Annotated in this window: 18 protein-coding genes; 13 read left to right on the plus strand and 5 right to left on the minus strand. The window is 59.0% G+C overall.

Going from position 1 to position 15,843, the window contains the following annotated elements; translation table 11 throughout:
* Positions 1-25 precede the first annotated feature (25 nt).
* Complete coding sequence (locus ACWKWM_RS13330) at positions 26-259, minus strand: DUF1127 domain-containing protein (protein WP_483846581.1); 234 nt, start codon at positions 257-259, stop codon at positions 26-28.
* 97 nt (positions 260-356) lie between these two features.
* Here ACWKWM_RS13330 and ACWKWM_RS13335 point away from each other — a divergent pair, with 97 nt between their 5' ends.
* A complete protein-coding gene (locus tag ACWKWM_RS13335) occupies positions 357-1,211 on the plus strand; it encodes a LysR substrate-binding domain-containing protein (protein ID WP_483846582.1) in 855 nt (284 codons plus the stop codon).
* Positions 1,212-1,214: 3 nt separating this feature from the next.
* Here ACWKWM_RS13335 and ACWKWM_RS13340 read toward each other — a convergent pair whose 3' ends face one another.
* On the minus strand, positions 1,215-1,961 hold the full coding sequence (locus tag ACWKWM_RS13340; protein WP_483846583.1) for a sulfite exporter TauE/SafE family protein: 747 nt from the start codon (positions 1,959-1,961) through the stop codon (positions 1,215-1,217).
* Positions 1,962-2,186: 225 nt separating this feature from the next.
* On the opposite strand from ACWKWM_RS13340, the gene ACWKWM_RS13345 reads away from it, so the two are divergent.
* Both ACWKWM_RS13345 and ACWKWM_RS13350 read left to right on the plus strand, forming a co-directional pair.
* Positions 2,187-2,660: a MarR family winged helix-turn-helix transcriptional regulator gene (locus ACWKWM_RS13345; RefSeq protein WP_483846584.1), complete on the plus strand. Its 474-nt coding sequence runs from the start codon at positions 2,187-2,189 to the stop codon at positions 2,658-2,660.
* 285 nt (positions 2,661-2,945) lie between these two features.
* A complete protein-coding gene (locus ACWKWM_RS13350; protein WP_483846585.1) occupies positions 2,946-3,365 on the plus strand; it encodes an organic hydroperoxide resistance protein in 420 nt (139 codons plus the stop codon).
* Positions 3,366-3,573: 208 nt separating this feature from the next.
* On the opposite strand, the gene ACWKWM_RS13355 is transcribed toward ACWKWM_RS13350, so the two are convergent.
* Together ACWKWM_RS13355 and earP are read right to left on the minus strand one after the other, a co-directional pair.
* Entirely contained in the window at positions 3,574-4,143 is a 570-nt protein-coding gene (locus ACWKWM_RS13355; protein WP_483846586.1) for an elongation factor P, read from the minus strand.
* A gap of 87 nt (positions 4,144-4,230) precedes the next feature.
* Positions 4,231-5,364 carry an elongation factor P maturation arginine rhamnosyltransferase EarP gene (gene earP / locus ACWKWM_RS13360; protein ID WP_483846587.1) on the minus strand — a complete coding sequence of 378 codons (1,134 nt, stop codon included), beginning with the start codon at positions 5,362-5,364 and terminating at the stop codon, positions 4,231-4,233.
* A 127-nt stretch (positions 5,365-5,491) separates the two neighbouring features.
* On the opposite strand from earP, the gene ACWKWM_RS13365 reads away from it, so the two are divergent.
* From ACWKWM_RS13365 to ACWKWM_RS13375, 3 genes are all read left to right on the plus strand, one after another.
* On the plus strand, positions 5,492-5,893 hold the full coding sequence (locus ACWKWM_RS13365; RefSeq protein WP_483846588.1) for a hypothetical protein: 402 nt from the start codon (positions 5,492-5,494) through the stop codon (positions 5,891-5,893).
* A gap of 39 nt (positions 5,894-5,932) precedes the next feature.
* Positions 5,933-6,415: a GreA/GreB family elongation factor gene (locus tag ACWKWM_RS13370; protein ID WP_483846589.1), complete on the plus strand. Its 483-nt coding sequence runs from the start codon at positions 5,933-5,935 to the stop codon at positions 6,413-6,415.
* Between the two features lie 123 nt (positions 6,416-6,538).
* A complete protein-coding gene (locus tag ACWKWM_RS13375) occupies positions 6,539-6,745 on the plus strand; it encodes a hypothetical protein (protein WP_483834623.1) in 207 nt (68 codons plus the stop codon).
* A gap of 130 nt (positions 6,746-6,875) precedes the next feature.
* On the opposite strand, the gene ACWKWM_RS13380 is transcribed toward ACWKWM_RS13375, so the two are convergent.
* Positions 6,876-8,405: a cryptochrome/photolyase family protein gene (locus ACWKWM_RS13380; protein ID WP_483846590.1), complete on the minus strand. Its 1,530-nt coding sequence runs from the start codon at positions 8,403-8,405 to the stop codon at positions 6,876-6,878.
* Between the two features lie 192 nt (positions 8,406-8,597).
* Between ACWKWM_RS13380 and ACWKWM_RS13385 the strand changes: the two genes are divergently transcribed.
* The 7 genes from ACWKWM_RS13385 (at position 8,598) to ACWKWM_RS13415 (ending at position 15,814) form a co-directional block, all read left to right on the plus strand.
* Positions 8,598-9,167: a DUF1003 domain-containing protein gene (locus tag ACWKWM_RS13385; RefSeq protein WP_483846591.1), complete on the plus strand. Its 570-nt coding sequence runs from the start codon at positions 8,598-8,600 to the stop codon at positions 9,165-9,167.
* Positions 9,168-9,376: 209 nt separating this feature from the next.
* The gene (locus tag ACWKWM_RS13390) at positions 9,377-9,916 is read left to right on the plus strand and encodes a PaaI family thioesterase (RefSeq protein ID WP_483846592.1); all 540 of its coding nucleotides are present in this window, start codon (positions 9,377-9,379) and stop codon (positions 9,914-9,916) included.
* Between the two features lie 218 nt (positions 9,917-10,134).
* Entirely contained in the window at positions 10,135-10,938 is an 804-nt protein-coding gene (gene dkgB, locus ACWKWM_RS13395; protein ID WP_483846593.1) for a 2,5-didehydrogluconate reductase DkgB, read from the plus strand.
* Between the two features lie 520 nt (positions 10,939-11,458).
* A complete protein-coding gene (locus ACWKWM_RS13400; RefSeq protein ID WP_483846712.1) occupies positions 11,459-12,196 on the plus strand; it encodes a FadR/GntR family transcriptional regulator in 738 nt (245 codons plus the stop codon).
* Complete coding sequence (locus tag ACWKWM_RS13405; RefSeq protein WP_483846594.1) at positions 12,193-13,200, plus strand: ABC transporter ATP-binding protein; 1,008 nt, start codon at positions 12,193-12,195, stop codon at positions 13,198-13,200. Before ACWKWM_RS13400 ends, ACWKWM_RS13405 begins: the two co-directional genes overlap by 4 nt.
* Positions 13,197-14,318 (plus strand): ABC transporter ATP-binding protein, encoded by a 1,122-nt coding sequence (locus ACWKWM_RS13410; RefSeq protein WP_483846595.1) that lies wholly within the window; start codon positions 13,197-13,199, stop codon positions 14,316-14,318. The genes ACWKWM_RS13405 and ACWKWM_RS13410 overlap by 4 nt, the downstream gene beginning before the upstream one ends.
* Positions 14,315-15,814, plus strand: coding sequence for an ABC transporter substrate-binding protein (locus ACWKWM_RS13415; RefSeq protein WP_483846596.1), 1,500 nt, complete (start codon positions 14,315-14,317; stop codon positions 15,812-15,814). Before ACWKWM_RS13410 ends, ACWKWM_RS13415 begins: the two co-directional genes overlap by 4 nt.
* Positions 15,815-15,843 lie beyond the last annotated feature (29 nt).

Genomic DNA, 15,843 nt, shown 5'->3' on the forward strand with positions numbered 1-15,843 from the left:
ACCTAACCCATCGATAGCGGCGCTGTCAGTGTTTCATCGGATCGTCCCAGAACGGACGCTCAGATTCCTGCTGGATATCGGCGCGGCTCAAGCCTATATCCTTCAGCGCATCGTCGCTCAGCCCTGCCAGCATCTGACGCTCGCGGTGCAACTGAATCCAGCGTAAAACATGAGCCCTGAGCGACGTCATCGAGCGTTCGACGAACGAGTCCCGCGACAGGGTTTTCAGTACCAGCACGTAACCTTTTTGACCTTTCATCTTGTAGCCCTCCAGGTGGGGATAGCCAGATTCTCGCGCCGGGACTAAGATCAATCCAACGAATGTTTATGATGCATTGCATCTGGGAGATTGATGTATGGCGACCTATCCGAGCATCGACAGCGAACTGCTGCGCACCTTCGTCGCCATCGCCGATCAAGGCGGCTTTACCCGGGCAGGGGAATTGGTCAATCGCACGCAGTCGGCGGTGAGCATGCAGATGAAGCGTCTGGAGGAAGACGTCGTGCAGCGACCGCTTTTCCAGAAGGACGGACGTACGCTTAACCTGACCGCCGAGGGCCAAGTGCTGCTGGGCTACGCGCGACGCATCCTCAAACTGCACAGCGAAGTCTTCAACACGCTGCGCGAGCCACACATGGTTGGGACCGTGAGGATCGGCACCCCGGATGACTACGTGATGCGCTTTTTGCCGGGTATTTTGTCGCGCTTTGCCCAGGCCTATCCGCTGGTGCAGGTGGAGGTCCACTGCGAATCATCGACTCAGTTGCTGCAGCGTCAGGATCTGGACCTGAGCATCGTCACCCGGGAGCCGGGTAAGGAAATCGGCCAGATCCTGCGTCAGGAAAGGTTTGTCTGGGCCGAGGCAGTGGGATTTTGCCCACACGAACAAACGCCATTGCCGCTGGCGATGTTCAATTCCGATTGTTTCTGCCGCTCCTGGGCGGTGAATGCGCTGGACGCAATGCAGCGCGAATACCGCATCGCCTACACCAGCGCGAGTCTGTCGGCGATCATGGCCGTGGTCAGTGCAGGGCTGGCAGTGACCGCGCAATTGCAGAGCCTGATCACCCCGGACCTGCGGATTCTTGGGGATCAGGAGAATCTGCCGCAGCTGCCTTCGGCAAGCATTGTCCTGCTGCGCAATCCAAATAATCCTTCGCCGATCACCGAGTGCCTGGCTGATCACATTGCCGAGGGCTTCAAGCTGTAGGCGTCAGAGGCGAAACAGCAACATGATCGCGCAGAGCACCAGAAATACGCAGAACAACGAGCGCAGCAGGCGCTCAGGCAAACTGTGAGCCAGCGCCACCCCCCAGCTGATACTCGCCAGGCCGCCGATGGCCAGGGGAATGCCCATCGCCCAATTGACATGGCCGTGCAGCGCGTAGGTGGTCATGGTGATAATGGTGCTCGGTGCGGCAAGCGCCAACGCCAGGCCTTGGGCGGCGACTTGGGTGGCGCCGAAAACCCCGGTCAGGATCGGTGTGGCGATCACTCCTCCCCCTACACCGAACAGCCCGGCTGTGACGCCGGACCCAAGCCCAAGCACCCAAAGCCATTTGCCGTGTCGTAGCTGCGGGCCAGCATTGCCCTTGCGCCAGAACATCTGGATCAGGTTGAACAGGGTCAGCACTACCAGAAACCCGACAAAGCCTACGCGCATGCTCTGCGGATCGACGCGCACGGCCCACAAAGAGGTCAGCCAAGACACCGTAAAGCTGGGCACGATCAGCATCATCGCGTTGCGAAGGGATATCCGGTTGCGCTGGTTATAGCGCCATAACGCTAGCAATACGTTGGGCAACACCATCAACAAGGCAGTGCCTTGCGCCAATTGTTGATCCAGGCCGAACAGCACGCCAAGTGCTGGAATGGCCACCAGGCCGCCCCCAATCCCGAACAGCCCGCCCAATGTCCCCATCGCGGCCCCGAGCAGCAAGTACATCAACAGCTCGATCACGCCTGACTCCCGTCTTGAATGCTGCGCGCATGCTACGCAGTCGCTGCCCTGTTGAAAATCCTCTTACCTCTCCCAACAGCCACGAAACGTGGGAGGTTGCTTCACGCAACGTAAATTACGGCGGCCAAGATAAAAAAGGCGTTGGTACCGATCGTAGAATTTATCTGGTGCATTAAAGATCACAGCACTAAATTAGCGTTCACATTCTATTTCAAGGACGCCCTGATGAGCGCGGACGATAGCTCTACATCCCCTGCTTCTGGCAATTGCGAGGCGTTGCTCCTGCAAAACCAGCTATGTTTTGCCTTGTACTCGACCTCGTTGATGATGACGAAAGTCTACAAACCGATGCTGCAAGCGCTAGGCCTGACGTATCCTCAGTATCTGGCGATGATGGTGTTGTGGGAACGCGACGGGATTACCGTAGGTGAAATCAGCACACGGCTGCTCACAGATCCAGGTTCGCTGACGCCGCTGCTCAAGCGCCTGGAAGCCGACGGCGTACTCAATCGCACCCGCAGCAAAGAAGACGAACGCGTCGTGCAGTTGTATCTGACTGAGCAGGGCAAAGCGCTGCGACAGAAGGCTCAGGATATTCCGCAGTGCATTCTGGCAGCCAGCGGCGTCAGCATTGAGCAACTGCAGACCATTCAGGACGACCTCATCGAACTGCGCGGGAATTTGCAGGGCAGTCTCTGACGTTATCTCAAGGACTCAACTGTTACCTGTAGGATCTGACGAGCAGCGCGAGGTTCCGGGGTCGCGTTCGACCGATGCGGTCTGTCTGACACACCGTCATCGTAGCCTCGCACGGGCTCGTCAACTTCTACAAATCCTCAATAACCTCCCGCTTCCGAAATCTTCCCAAAATATATCTTGCGTACAAACTAAGTGCGCACTACATTCACACCACTTGCTTAGCGCACAAACTTTTAGCGTCAGGCAAAACCATCCAATCCTGAATCAGCTCACGAGGAAAAGAACATGGAAACTCTCTACACCGCAGTTGCAACCGCTACCGGTGGCCGTGATGGCCGTGCTGTCTCCAGCGACAAAGTTCTCGACGTCAAACTGAGCACCCCCAAAGAATTGGGCGGCGCGGGCGGCGATGGCACCAACCCTGAGCAACTGTTCGCATCGGGCTACTCGGCCTGCTTCATCGGCGCCCTGAAATTCGTCGCCGGCCAAAGCAAGCGCAGCCTTCCAGCCGATACCTCGATCACTGCCCATGTCGGCATCGGTCAGATCCCCGGCGGTTTCGGTCTGGACATCGACCTGAACATCAGTTTGCCTGGTCTGGAACAAGCTGACGCACAAGCCTTGGTCGATGCAGCCCACCAGGTATGCCCGTACTCCAACGCCACTCGCGGCAATGTTGATGTTCGGTTGCACGTAACGGTCTGACCTTAAGGTCTGCCTTTGTAGGAGCTGCCGAAGGCTCCGGGGTCGCGCCCGACCGATGCGGTTAGCCTGACACACCGCATCGCAGCCTCGCGTTGCCCGTCAGCTCCCACATTGACTGCGGTGCTCCACGCAAAAACGACCGGCCACAAAAAAACCCCGACTCTCGCGAGCCGGGGCTTTTTTCGTTTCAGCGTTACAAAAGCAGTGCTTATTTAGCACGGCCTTTGTAGGAACCGCCTTCTCGGGTGTCGATCTCGATGCGGTCACCGATTTCGATAAAGTCAGCAACCTGCAACTCAGTACCGTTGCTCAGCTTGGCAGGCTTCATCACTTTGCCGGAAGTATCACCGCGAGCGGAACCTTCGGTGTAATCAACAACGCGAACGATGGTGGTCGGCAGTTCAACCGAAACCAGACGCTCTTCGAAGAAGATGGCTTCGCAGACATCGGTCATGCCTTCTTCAACGAATGGCAGAACCGCTTCGATGTCTTCAGCGTTCAGTTCGTACATGGTGTAGTCAGTGGTGTCCATGAACGTGTAGGTGTCGCCGCTGATGAAGGACAGGGTCGCTTCTTTACGGTCGAGGATCACGTCGTCCAGCTTGTCATCGGCGCTGTAGACGATTTCAGTCTTGTAGCCGGTCAGCAGGTTTTTCAGCTTGGTCTTCATGATCGCGCTGTTACGGCCCGACTTGGTGAATTCAGCTTTCTGAACCAGCCAAGGATCATTCTCAAGCTTGATCACGGTACCGGGTTTGAGTTCTTTACCAGTTTTCATTACGAGTATCCGAATTTGGATGAAAGTACTTTCTAAGCCCTGTACGAAAAGCCACTTTTCGTACAGGGCTTAATACAAGGCCGCGTATCATAGCGAATTTCGATAAAAGCTTACTAGAGCAGTCGTCAGATCGTCCTGCAAAGCCTGTTCCAGACACCAGCGGTCGGCGTGCGCTGTCACTTCTGGCCAGTGTTTCATCAAATCGTTCCAGCTTTGGCCCATGCCCTGCCCGGCATTCCAGTGATGCCAGACCTGCGCCAAAGCCTGCGCCGCAGGCGGCGACAACCCCACCCGGTACAACTCCAGAAAAGCATCGAGCTTGGCCCAATGCGCGTCGTCGTCCTGTTCGTAAATGTGCCAGATCAGCGGCCTGCCGGCCCATTGCGCGCGGATGAACGAGTCTTCACCACGCACTACGTTGAACTCGCAACACCACAGTAAACGGTCGTAATCCTCCTGGCGGACAAACGGCAGCACCTGGATCGTCAACGCATTGCGCTGGTTCAGATCGCCGGCGTTGAGCTGGTCGACTCCCAGCCAACGCTGCACGTCTGCGAGCACCCGGCCTTCCGGCACCAGCAGATGAGTCTTGCGCTCATCGAAGGCCAGTGCTTGCAGCCAACTGGCCAATCCGGCGTGCTCGTAGGCGAACAGTGAAATCAGCCGCGCGTCGGGATCGGCCACGATATTCAGGCCCCGCAAAAATGATTGCTGCATTGCAGCATCGGCCTGAAACACCTGGCGCCGCTGGATCAGCCCGGTTTCGCGCAATAACCCGCCAGTCTTGTCGGTGAAGCCCGGGAAGAAGAAATACTTGCGCAGGCCCGATGATTGAACCGATGGCAGGCCATGGCAACCGGCGACCCAGTCTTCGGCGCTGAGGTATTCCAGGTTGAACCACAGCGGCTGTTTTGCGCTGGCAAGCATCGAGTCGATGTACGGCGTTGGCAAGCGACAGGCGAAGGCTTCGATCACCACATCGGGCAACTGAACCGGCCGCCAGTCCTTGGCCCAATGGCAGATGCTGACGCCGTCGCACGTTTGCTGCTCAGCTGTAGCATCTGCGCCGGGGCGCAAACGGGCGAATGCCGACAGATCGTCGATCCATAGCCGCACCTCAAACCCGTGCTCTGCCACCAGTTGCCGCGCCAGACGAAAGGTCACGCCGACGTCGCCAAAGTTATCCACAACCGTGCAGAAAATATCCCAAGAGGCTTTCATCCCGGCTCCTCGTGGATGTTGAAAAGTGCGGATTGTCCTTCATAACCGCGCACGATCACCAGCCCCGGACGTGCGACAATCGTCGGCACCTGTTTGCCACTCGCCCATGCCAAGTCCGGAGTCTGTCATGCCAACCTCGATACGCCGCCGCGAGTTGTCGGTCACCCTTGCTCCGCTGAAACTGATAGTCAGCATCGCCTTGGGCATGTGGCTTGGGTTCATCGCCATCGTCCTGACCGGGCTGCTGGTTTTCAAGATGCTCCCCGCAGAACAAGCGCAAGCCATCAGCAACGCGGCCACTCAGTTGACTGCACCTGCCCCGCCCAAAACTCCGGTGCAGAGCGAAAACCCGATGTTCGATCAGTACAAGCAAATCCTGCGCGACAGCGAACAACGGCAGGCCCAGGACGCCGAACAGGCCGAGCGGCAAAAATCTTTCAACGGCCCGAAATGCCAGTTCTGGATGCAGCAGAATCAGACCGCCCCCAGCGAGAAGAGCCGCGCCAGTGTTTATCAATTCTGTGGCTGAACCGATGCACACAAGCACCCCCATCAAGAATCCACGCCCATGAACAAGCAACAGGTTTTGCTGCAAATCATCGACACGCTGATTGTCGATCTCGATGTCGCCACAAGGGCCGCGCAAACGGCCTATGAAACCGCGACTCACGAAGAGAACATCGCCGAAAACAAGTACGACACGCTCGGGCTGGAAGCGTCATATCTGGCGGCAGGTCAGGCACGTCGCGTGGAGGAAATTCGCCAGTCGCTGCTGCGATTTCAGACGCTGACCCTTGAACCTCACGATGCAGAGCACGGCATTCAGACGGGCGATCTGATTACCCTTGAGTCCACCACCGGTCAGCGCCAGCACCTGTTTCTCGGCCCCGACGCTGCTGGGCTGAAAGTGCGGCATGAGCAGACGCTGATCACGGTCATCACCGCCAAGGCGCCGCTGGGCCAGAACCTGCTGGGCAAGTTCGACGGGGACGAAGTAGACATCCACGTCAATGGCGCCCGGCAATCGTTCGAGATCATGCAAATCCTGTGATCCGTTGATCATTTGCAGGGTTGAAGCGTCGGACTTTTTGTGGGTAAGGTGCGCTGTCGCACGACAAACGGTTAGCCCGGAAGATGGAGCCGGGAAACAGGACCCATTAAAAGGAGATATTTCATGACGAACGTCATTGCTTTCCCTGACGCCCATGAACGTGATCACCTCAAGTCCAGTGACCACCAAGGGTTGAGATACCTGAATAAGAAAGAGCGACTACTGATCGACAGACTGCGCCAGACCAGCCATGCGGGGCGCCAGTACGTGTTCGATTACGCAACCATCATGCAGCAGACCAAACCGTTGCACCCTGAACCGGTGGATTAACGCGGCTACGGCGCTCAACACTCGCGCGCCGAATGAAGATCACTGTAGGAGCGAACTTGTTCGCGAAGCGGCGCCTCTGACACACCTCGCTGGCCGTCTCGCCAACAAGTTGGCTCCTACAGAAGAAGTATCACAGCGCATCCAGATCCCCACGCCAGGTGGCGGCCTGCTCCTGCAAAGCAACAACATCGGCCTCGCCCATTTTCCCTAGCGTGCGATACACCATTCCCAGCCGGTGATTGCCTTCCAGCTGCTGCTTGTTGCGCCGAAAGAAATCCCAGTACAACGCGTTATACGGACAAGCCCGCTCGCCGATCCGCAGTTTCTTGTCGTAATGACAGCCCTTGCAGTAATCGCTCATGCGGTCGATGTAGGCCGCGCTCGACACATAGGGTTTGGTCGCTAGCATGCCGCCATCGGCGAATTGGCTCATGCCCAGCGTGTTTGGCAATTCCACCCATTCAAACGCATCGATATACACCCCCAGATACCACTGATGCACCTGCGCCGGATCAAGCCCGGCCAACAGCGCGAAATTACCGATCACCATCAGCCGCTGAATGTGATGAGCATGGGCATGCTCCAACGAGCTGCCGAGCGCATGAGCCATGCAGCGCATCTTGGTTTTGCCGTCCCAGAAATACGACGGCAGCGGCGCATCGTGGCCGAAGGCGTTGAGCAAGTCATAACCGGGCATCTGCGCCCAGTACACGCCGCGCACGTATTCACGCCAGCCCAGAATCTGCCGGATGAAACCCTCGACCGCTGCCAGCGGTGCTGCGCTTGATCGGTAAGCCGCCTCTGCCCGGTCGACGACTTCGCGCGGGTTGAGCATCTTGGCGTTCATCGCAAACGACAGTTGCGAGTGAAACAGCCGCCACGCGTGAGTGCTCATGGCGTCCTGAAAATCGCCGAAGTGCGGCAAGGCCAATTCGATGAAGTCGTCCAGTTGCTGCAACGCCTCTTCGCGGTTCAGCGGCCAGGCAAACTGCTCGGCATTGGGTTGGCCAAAACTGCTGACCCCGGCGTCGACGATGCTCTGCCACAGGGCTGAATGATCATGACGCGGGCGCAAGTCTTCCGGCTCAAACGGCGTGCCCGGCCAGCGCTTGCGGTTGTCGTGATCGTAATTCCACTGCCCGCCCGACGGCTTTTTATGCGCATCCATCAGCACACGGTGGGTGGTGCGCATGTGGCGGTAGAAATTTTCCATCAGCCATTGCTTGCGCCCGCTGAACTGCCGCGCGGCTTCGTCCCGAGCGCTGTAGAAATGCTCGCTGTCGACCATGCGGCATTCTATGGATTGCTGCGAGCAGTATTGGGCCAACTGCTGATCCAGCCGGTATTCATCGGGCGCCTGATATTCAAATCCCGTGGCCTGATAGTGTTCGATCAGGGCATCGAGATTGCTGGGCAGGGACTGGCGATTGTGAGTGTCGTCGATGTGCAGATAACGCACGCGATGGCCCTGCTCTTTAAGCAGACGCGCCAGATCGCGCATGCCGGCGAAGATGGCGATGATCTTCTGCGCGTGGTGCAGGACGTAATCGGTTTCCTGACGGATTTCCATCAGCAGGTAGACCACATCGGCACGTTGTTCCTGGAACCAGCTGTGGCAGGGATTGAGCTGATCGCCAAGGATCAGGCGCAGGGTTGTCATGGCATCATCAACCTGTAACGAGGCAGCATTTACTGGAGAAGCGCGAGAATAGCCGCACGCTCAGGAAAACGTTAGAGCCACCACAAATGGCGGGCGTTCAGCGCCGGTTCAGGCGATGGCGAAACAAGTCGATACAACCTGACAAAGCCGGCGCCTATAGTGAGGCAACGTTTTTGCCAGCAGGAAACCGCCATGCCTACCTCAGCATCCGATGCTTCAGTCCCAGCCAACGACACCGCTAAACGCAAGCCCGTCGATCATCTGCGTTTTCATAAGGGTCATGCACACCTGGCACCGACCTTTGGTAACGATGCGTTCGCGCTCAAGGCCGAAGCGTTTGCACGATTCTTTGGCACGCCGACGTTTCTCGGAGCACAGACTCTCATTGTGGTGCTATGGGTAGTGGCCAATGTCACCGGGCTGGTGAAGTTCGACGTCTACCCGTTCATCCTGCTGAACCTGGCGTTCAGCCTGCAATCGGCCTACGCCGCGCCGCTGATCTTGCTCGCCCAGACGCGTCAGGCCGCACGTGACAAAGCCAACGCAGATGCCGACGCCCAACACCGCGAAGCCCTGGCCGTTGCGAACGAGGACCGCCTGGCCCGCGCCGCGCAGAACACTGCGCAGATGCTCGAACTGCTGGAGCAAAACACCAAACTGACGCAGATGACCAAGGAACTGAGCGAGCGCATCGAAACGCTGACAGCGGACATGCATCAGCATTTTGTGAAGAAGGAAAATCGCCCCGCTCCGGGCCTGTAACTCGTACAAAAGCTGCGCGCTTTTCTGTAGGAGCGAACTTGTTCGCGAGAGATTCAGCCGTCGCCAAAGACCGCCTCGCGAACAAGTTCGCTCCTACAGGGAAATGCATTTCAATTTTGATTTTGTATTCGTCGGCCCGCTCAGATTATGATCGTAATTCCAAACATTTCGATCATCCCGCCCATAGCGGAAAAGGAGTTCCAAACGCCATGAACAGCACCTCTCGCGAAGACACAATTGCCCTCTGGCTGGCTCAGGAACAAGAGGTGCGCGCTCGACTGGGCAAGGCCGGCAGCATGAACCTGGCGGAGGTGGCGCAGTTGACGCCTCAGGAGTTTTTCGACGGGATCGGCAATGGCGTCTATCCGCATCCACCGATTGGCGAGCTGATGGATTTCGTGCCGCTGGAGTGGTCCGAAGACCGCTTTTTGTTTCAGGGCACGCCTGGCCCGCAGCATTACAACCCGTTGGGCAGCGTGCATGGCGGTTACGCGGCGACGCTGCTGGATTCGTGCATGGGTTGCGCCGTCCATACCCGGCTGAAAAAGGGCCAAGGTTATACGACGCTGGATCTGCGCATCAGCTATGTGCGGGCGCTGAGCAACAAGATCGGGCCAATCCGCGCGGAAGGGAAAGTGGTGCACATCGGGCGCTCGACGGCGCTGGCCGAGGGGCGAATCTACGATGTGGATGGGAAGTTGTATGCCACCGGCACGACCACCTGCATGATTCTGGACATGAATCGCTGATCCCTCTGTAGGAGCCAACTTGTTGGCGAGTCAGTCACTGCGATGTGTCAGGCATAGCGCTTCGCGAACAAGTTCGCTCCTACAGGTTGCGAGGAACGTTCGTGGCGCATTCATGCCCTCAAATCAAAACTGTGTTTCCCGATCTCCGGTGTTTCCCAACCGAACCAACCGGAATACTGGGCCTCTGATTTCACACATTCTCTCTGATGGAGCATTCAATGACTGTCCCTGCATTTGGCCTCGGCACCTTCCGCCTGAAAGATCAGGTGGTCATCGATTCGGTCACCGACGCCCTTGAAGCTGGCTATCGCGTGATCGACACCGCGCAGATCTACGGCAACGAAGCCGAAGTCGGCAAAGCCATCGCTGACAGCGGCGTACCGCGCAAAGACGTCTACATCACCACCAAAATCTGGACCGACAACTTCGCCGCCGACAAGCTGATCCCCAGCCTCAAGGAAAGCCTGGCGAAACTGCAAACCGACGCTGTGGACCTGACGTTGGCTCACTGGCCTTCGCCAAAAGGAGCGGTCCCGGTGGCTGAGTTTCTGGGCGCGCTGATGGAAGCCAAGAAGCAAGGGCTGACCAAAGAGATCGGCGTTTCCAACTTCACCATCGCGCTGCTCAAGGAAGCCATAGCAGCGGTGGGTGTCGAGAACATCGCCACCAACCAGATCGAAGTGCACCCGTATTTGCAGAACCGCAAGTTGATCGAATTCGCTCAGCAGCAAGGCATTCACATCACCTCGTACATGACGCTGGCGTATGGCGAAGTGCTGAAAGACCCGGTGATCGAACAGATCGCCAAACGCCATAGCGCAACCACTGCTCAGGTGACGCTGGCGTGGGCAATGCAGCAGGGTTATTCGGTCATTCCATCGTCGACCAAGCGCGCCAATCTGGAGAGTAATCTCAAGGCGCAGAATTTAAAGCTGACTGACGAAGACATGGCGCAGATCGCCACACTGGATCGCGGTCATCGCCTGGCCAGCCCGGCAAGTCTTGCGCCGCAGTGGGATTGATTATGTCGCGGTGCCTGATCTGACATTATCGCGAGCAAGCTCCCTCCCACAGGGAAGGAGCTGACCTCAGATCCCAAGGTCAGGCGCAAGACTTGTGGGAGCGGACCCGTCCGCGAAGGCTCAGTGCCAAGCGCTAAACATGCGTCGGATGCACAGGCATCTTCGCGGACAGGTCCGCTCCCACGGGTTCCCGCCAGGCAAAAAGACGAATCCACCCCCGCAGGGTTACTTCAACGCACGTTAACGAGGCGTGTGTACCCAAAGCGCTCACATAAAACGCCGCCGCAATAAATTGGTTCAGCTGAGCCTGAACCAATCCTCTCTACCCCGCGAACCATATTCCGAACCATTGAGCTATTGGCCCAGCGCCTTCTCGGCTGAGCGCAAATACCTCGTTCACACGCGAACCGCCTCAGCGAACCAATTCAAATTGGCATCACCCTTGCACCTCTCTTCGCATCGCAGCGCTGTGTCCAACCGGCGCGTGCATTCCTCTTTCAGCTTGTCACGAGAAACCATGATGGAAAGACTCGAGACTGACGCAGCTCACGACAACGCTTCAAAACTGGCCCTGGACGCCCTGCGTCAGATCGTGGCCCAGCACGCGGCGTTTCCTCAGCGGGCGCTGCCTACCGAGCGCGAGTTGGCAGTGGATTTCGGCCTCAGCCGTCGAGCGATTCGTCGCGCGCTCGCCGTGCTGGAAGCCGAAGGCCAGATCTGGCGACGGCAGGGCAAAGGCACTTTTGTCGGCCCTACCCCGCCCAGCGCGTCCATGAGTTTTGCCAAGCTGTCGAGCCGGACCAATTTCAGTGAGGTCATGGAGGCACGTCTCCATCTGGAACCGGCGCTGGCCTCTCTTGCGGCAGTGCGAGCGAGCGGCGAGCAGATGGCGATCCTCAGGCGTCTGGCCGAGCGCACCACCCGCCAGCAGACCGCCGATGAACTTGACGCAGAAGGCATCGAACTGTGGGACAGCGCTTTGCATCGCGGCATCGCCGAAGCTGCAGGCAACCGACTGATGCTGGACATCTTCGAAATGCTCGACGCGATACGTCTGGACCCTGCCTGGCGGGACCTGCGCCAACGGGCGCGCAACACCGACCGCCTCAGCACGTACAGCCACGACCACGACGACATCGTCACCGCCATTGAAAGCCGCGATCCGATGAAAGCGGCGACCGCCATGCGTGGTCATTTGCGCGCGCTGCAACAGGCGCTGGACAACGTCATTCATCAGGATCTTGAGGCGAGCTTATGAGCCAGCAACTTCCCGCCAACGGGCATCCGGTCTTGAGCGTCAGCGACCTGACCGTGCGCTTCAAGGGCGCGCCGGCCAATGTGGTCGATGGCGTGTCGTTCAAGGTGCAACCGGGCAAAACCCTGGCCATCGTCGGCGAATCGGGCTGCGGCAAAAGCGTGACGTCGATGGCGTTGATGGGCCTGCTGCCCGACACCGCCACGGTCAGTGCCAGCGCTTCAAGTCTGCTAGACGAAACCTTGCTGGGCATGTCCGACGAGCGATTGCTGGACGTGCGCGGCAACCGCATGGCGATGATTTTTCAAGAGCCGATGACCTCGCTCAACCCTGTGTTCACCATCGGCGAGCAGATCGCCGAAAGCGTGATTCGCCACCAGGGCCTCTCCAGCAAAGAGGCTCGTCAGCGCGCGTTGCAGATGCTGGAAAAGGTCCGCGTGCCCGACGCCGCGCAACGTCTGGACGCCTACCCCCACGAACTCTCCGGCGGCATGCGCCAGCGCGCGATGATTGCCATGGCTTTGGCAAATGATCCGGCGCTGATCATCGCCGACGAACCCACCACCGCACTGGACGTGACGATTCAGGCGCAGATTCTTTCGCTGATCGGCAACCTGCAAGCCGAGACCGGCACCTCGATGATCCTCATCACCCACGACCTGGGCGTGGTCGCGGAAGTAGCCGACGACGTCATGGTGATGTACGCCGGCCAAGTGGTCGAAAGCGGCTCGGTGAAAACCCTGTTCGATGACCCGCAACACCCTTACACCATCGGCCTGATGGGCTCTATGCCGTCCATTGGTCCGAGAGAAGGACGACTGGCGACTATCAACGGCCGCGTGCCGACCCCGGCAGAGATGCCCGATGGTTGCCGCTTCGCCGGACGCTGCCCGTTTGTCATCGCCGCCTGCCGCGAAGCGCGTCCGCCGTTGCTGGAAGTCTCGCCCGATCATTTCGCCGCGTGCATCCGCGTGCCGCTGGAACAGCATTTGGGAGTCAGCGCATGAGCGCAGCAGAACGCGACATCAGCCCAACACCGGACACACAAACCCCGATTCTGGAAAGCATCGGCGTCAGCAAACACTTCTTCAGCGAAAGCGGTTTGTTCCAGCGCAAGAAGCCGCCGGTGCAAGCGGTCAATGAAGTCTCGCTGTCCGTGCGCCGGGGCGAAACCCTGGCACTGGTGGGCGAATCCGGTTCGGGCAAATCGACCCTCGGCCGGGTGCTGCTGAACCTGCTCAAACCCACCGCCGGCGATGTGATTTACGAGGGCCGCAACCTGGCCAATCTGGCGCCGGAGAAGCTGCGTCAGGTGCGGCGGGATTTGCAGATCATTTTTCAGGACCCGTTCGCGTCGCTGAACCCGCGCATGAGTGTGGAGGCGATTGTCGGCGAACCGATCTGGCTGCACCGCGACGACAGCCGCAGCGCCCGCCAGGACAAGGTTGCTGAACTGCTGCGCACGGTCGGTCTGGCGCCGGAGCACGGCAGCCGTTATCCCCATGAGTTTTCCGGCGGCCAGCGCCAGCGCATCGGCATTGCCCGCGCCTTGGCCTCGGAGCCGCGCTTGATTTTGGGCGATGAGCCGGTGTCGGCGCTGGACGTGTCGGTGCAGGCGCAGGTGGTCAATCTGCTGGAAGACCTCAAGCATCAATTTGGCCTGACGCTGGTGATCGTCGCCCACGGGCTGGCGGTGATTCGTCACATGAGCGACCGCGTCGCAGTGATGTACCTGGGCGAGATCGTGGAACTGGCGCCGGTCAACGCGCTATTCGAAACCCCGTTCCATCCTTACACCCAAGCGCTGATGGCCGCCGTGCCGGTCAGCCACCCTGATTTGCGTCACCCGCGCCCGGTGCTCGGCGGCGACATGCCGAGCCCGAGCAAGCCGCCGTCAGGCTGCCGCTTTCACACCCGCTGCCCCCACGCCAAACCCTTGTGCCGTGACGTGAAACCGGTCTTCGAAACCGTCGAAGCCGAGCGGCAGGTCGCCTGCCACTACTGGCGCGACATCGCCAACGCCGGGGCGGGCTCGCTGGTCGTACCGACACCGAGCGCGGCCTACAGCCAACGCCTGAATCTGTTCAAAAGCCATCAAGCCTTATCTCTGGAGAGTCAGCCATGAAGTTCGCCCACCTGATGACGGGAACGCTGTTACTGCTCGCTGCCAATGCTGCTTTTGCCGAATCCACCCTGCGCATCGGCATTCAGGACGACCCGGACGTGCTCGACCCCCACCGCTCGCGCACCTACTCGGGCCGTCTGGTCTACACCGCGCTGTGCGACAAGCTGGTGGACATCAACCCGCAGCTCAAATACGTGCCACAACTGGCAACGGCCTGGAGCTGGAGCGAGGACGGCAAAACGCTGACCATGACCCTGCGCGACGGCGTGACATTCCATGACGGCGAGGTGTTCGACGCCGCCGCCGTGAAATTCAACCTGGACCGCGCCCGCACCCTGCCCGACTCCCTGCGCAAGAGCGAATTGTCATCGGTGGAAAGCGTGGACGTGATCGACGCCAAAACCGTCGCAATCAAGGTCAAGCAACCGGACGCCACGCTGATTTCCCAGTTGTCTGACCGTGCCGGGATGATGCTCGCGCCCAAGGCGTCGGCCACCGAAGTCGGCTCGAAACCGATCTGCTCCGGGCCTTATAAATTCGTTCAGCGCGTGCAGCAGGATCGCATCGTGCTGGAGCGTTTCGACAACTACTGGAACAAGCAGGCGTATCACTTCGACAAGGTGATTTTCCTGCCGATTCCTGACACCTCCGTGCGCTTGGCCAACCTGCGCTCGGGCGATCTGGACATCATCGAACGTGTCGCGCCCACCGACGTGAAAACCGCCAAGGCCGACAGCAAATTGCAGGTCTTCAACACGCCGGGCCTGGGTTACATGCAGCTGATGTACAACACCAACAACGGCGAGCGCGCCAAGACACCAATGGGTCAGGACAAGCGCGTACGCAAGGCGTTTGAGTTGGCGATCGACCGTGACGCGATCAATCAGGTGGTGTTCGAAGGTCTGTTTGCGCCGAGTGCGCAGCCATTCCCGACCAGCAGCCCGTATTACGACAAGAGCCTGCCGATCCCGGCGCGCGATGTGGAGCAGAGCAAAAAGCTGCTGACCGAAGCCGGCGTGAAAATGCCGCTGGAAGTCGAGCTGAAGGTGGCCAACAACCCGATCGCCCAGCAAGTCGGGCAGATCGTGCAGGCGATGGCCGAAGAAGCCGGCTTCAAGGTGAATCTGGTCGCCACCGAATACGCCACGCTGCTCAGCGAACAGCAGTCGGGCAACTTCCAGATCGGCATGACGGCCTGGTCCGGACGCCCTGATCCGGACGGCAATATCCATCAGTTCGTGACCTGCAAAGGCGGCCAGAACGACGGCCATTTCTGTGACCCGAAACTGGACGATCTGCTGAACAAGGCGCGCACCACCAACGACGAGGCGGCGCGTCAGGCGCTGTACTTCGAAGCGCTGCGTCTGCTGGCCGTGGATGTGCCGGGCAGCTACCTGTATTTCGATCCACGCATCATCGCCATGCGCAGCAATATCACCGGTTTCGTACCGAGCCCCGATGGTTTGATTCGCCTGACGGATGTTGCTTTCAAATGACTACCCCGCTTGCGGCTAACCGGTTCGGC

Source organism: Pseudomonas rosaeacicularis, from assembly GCF_057128745.1.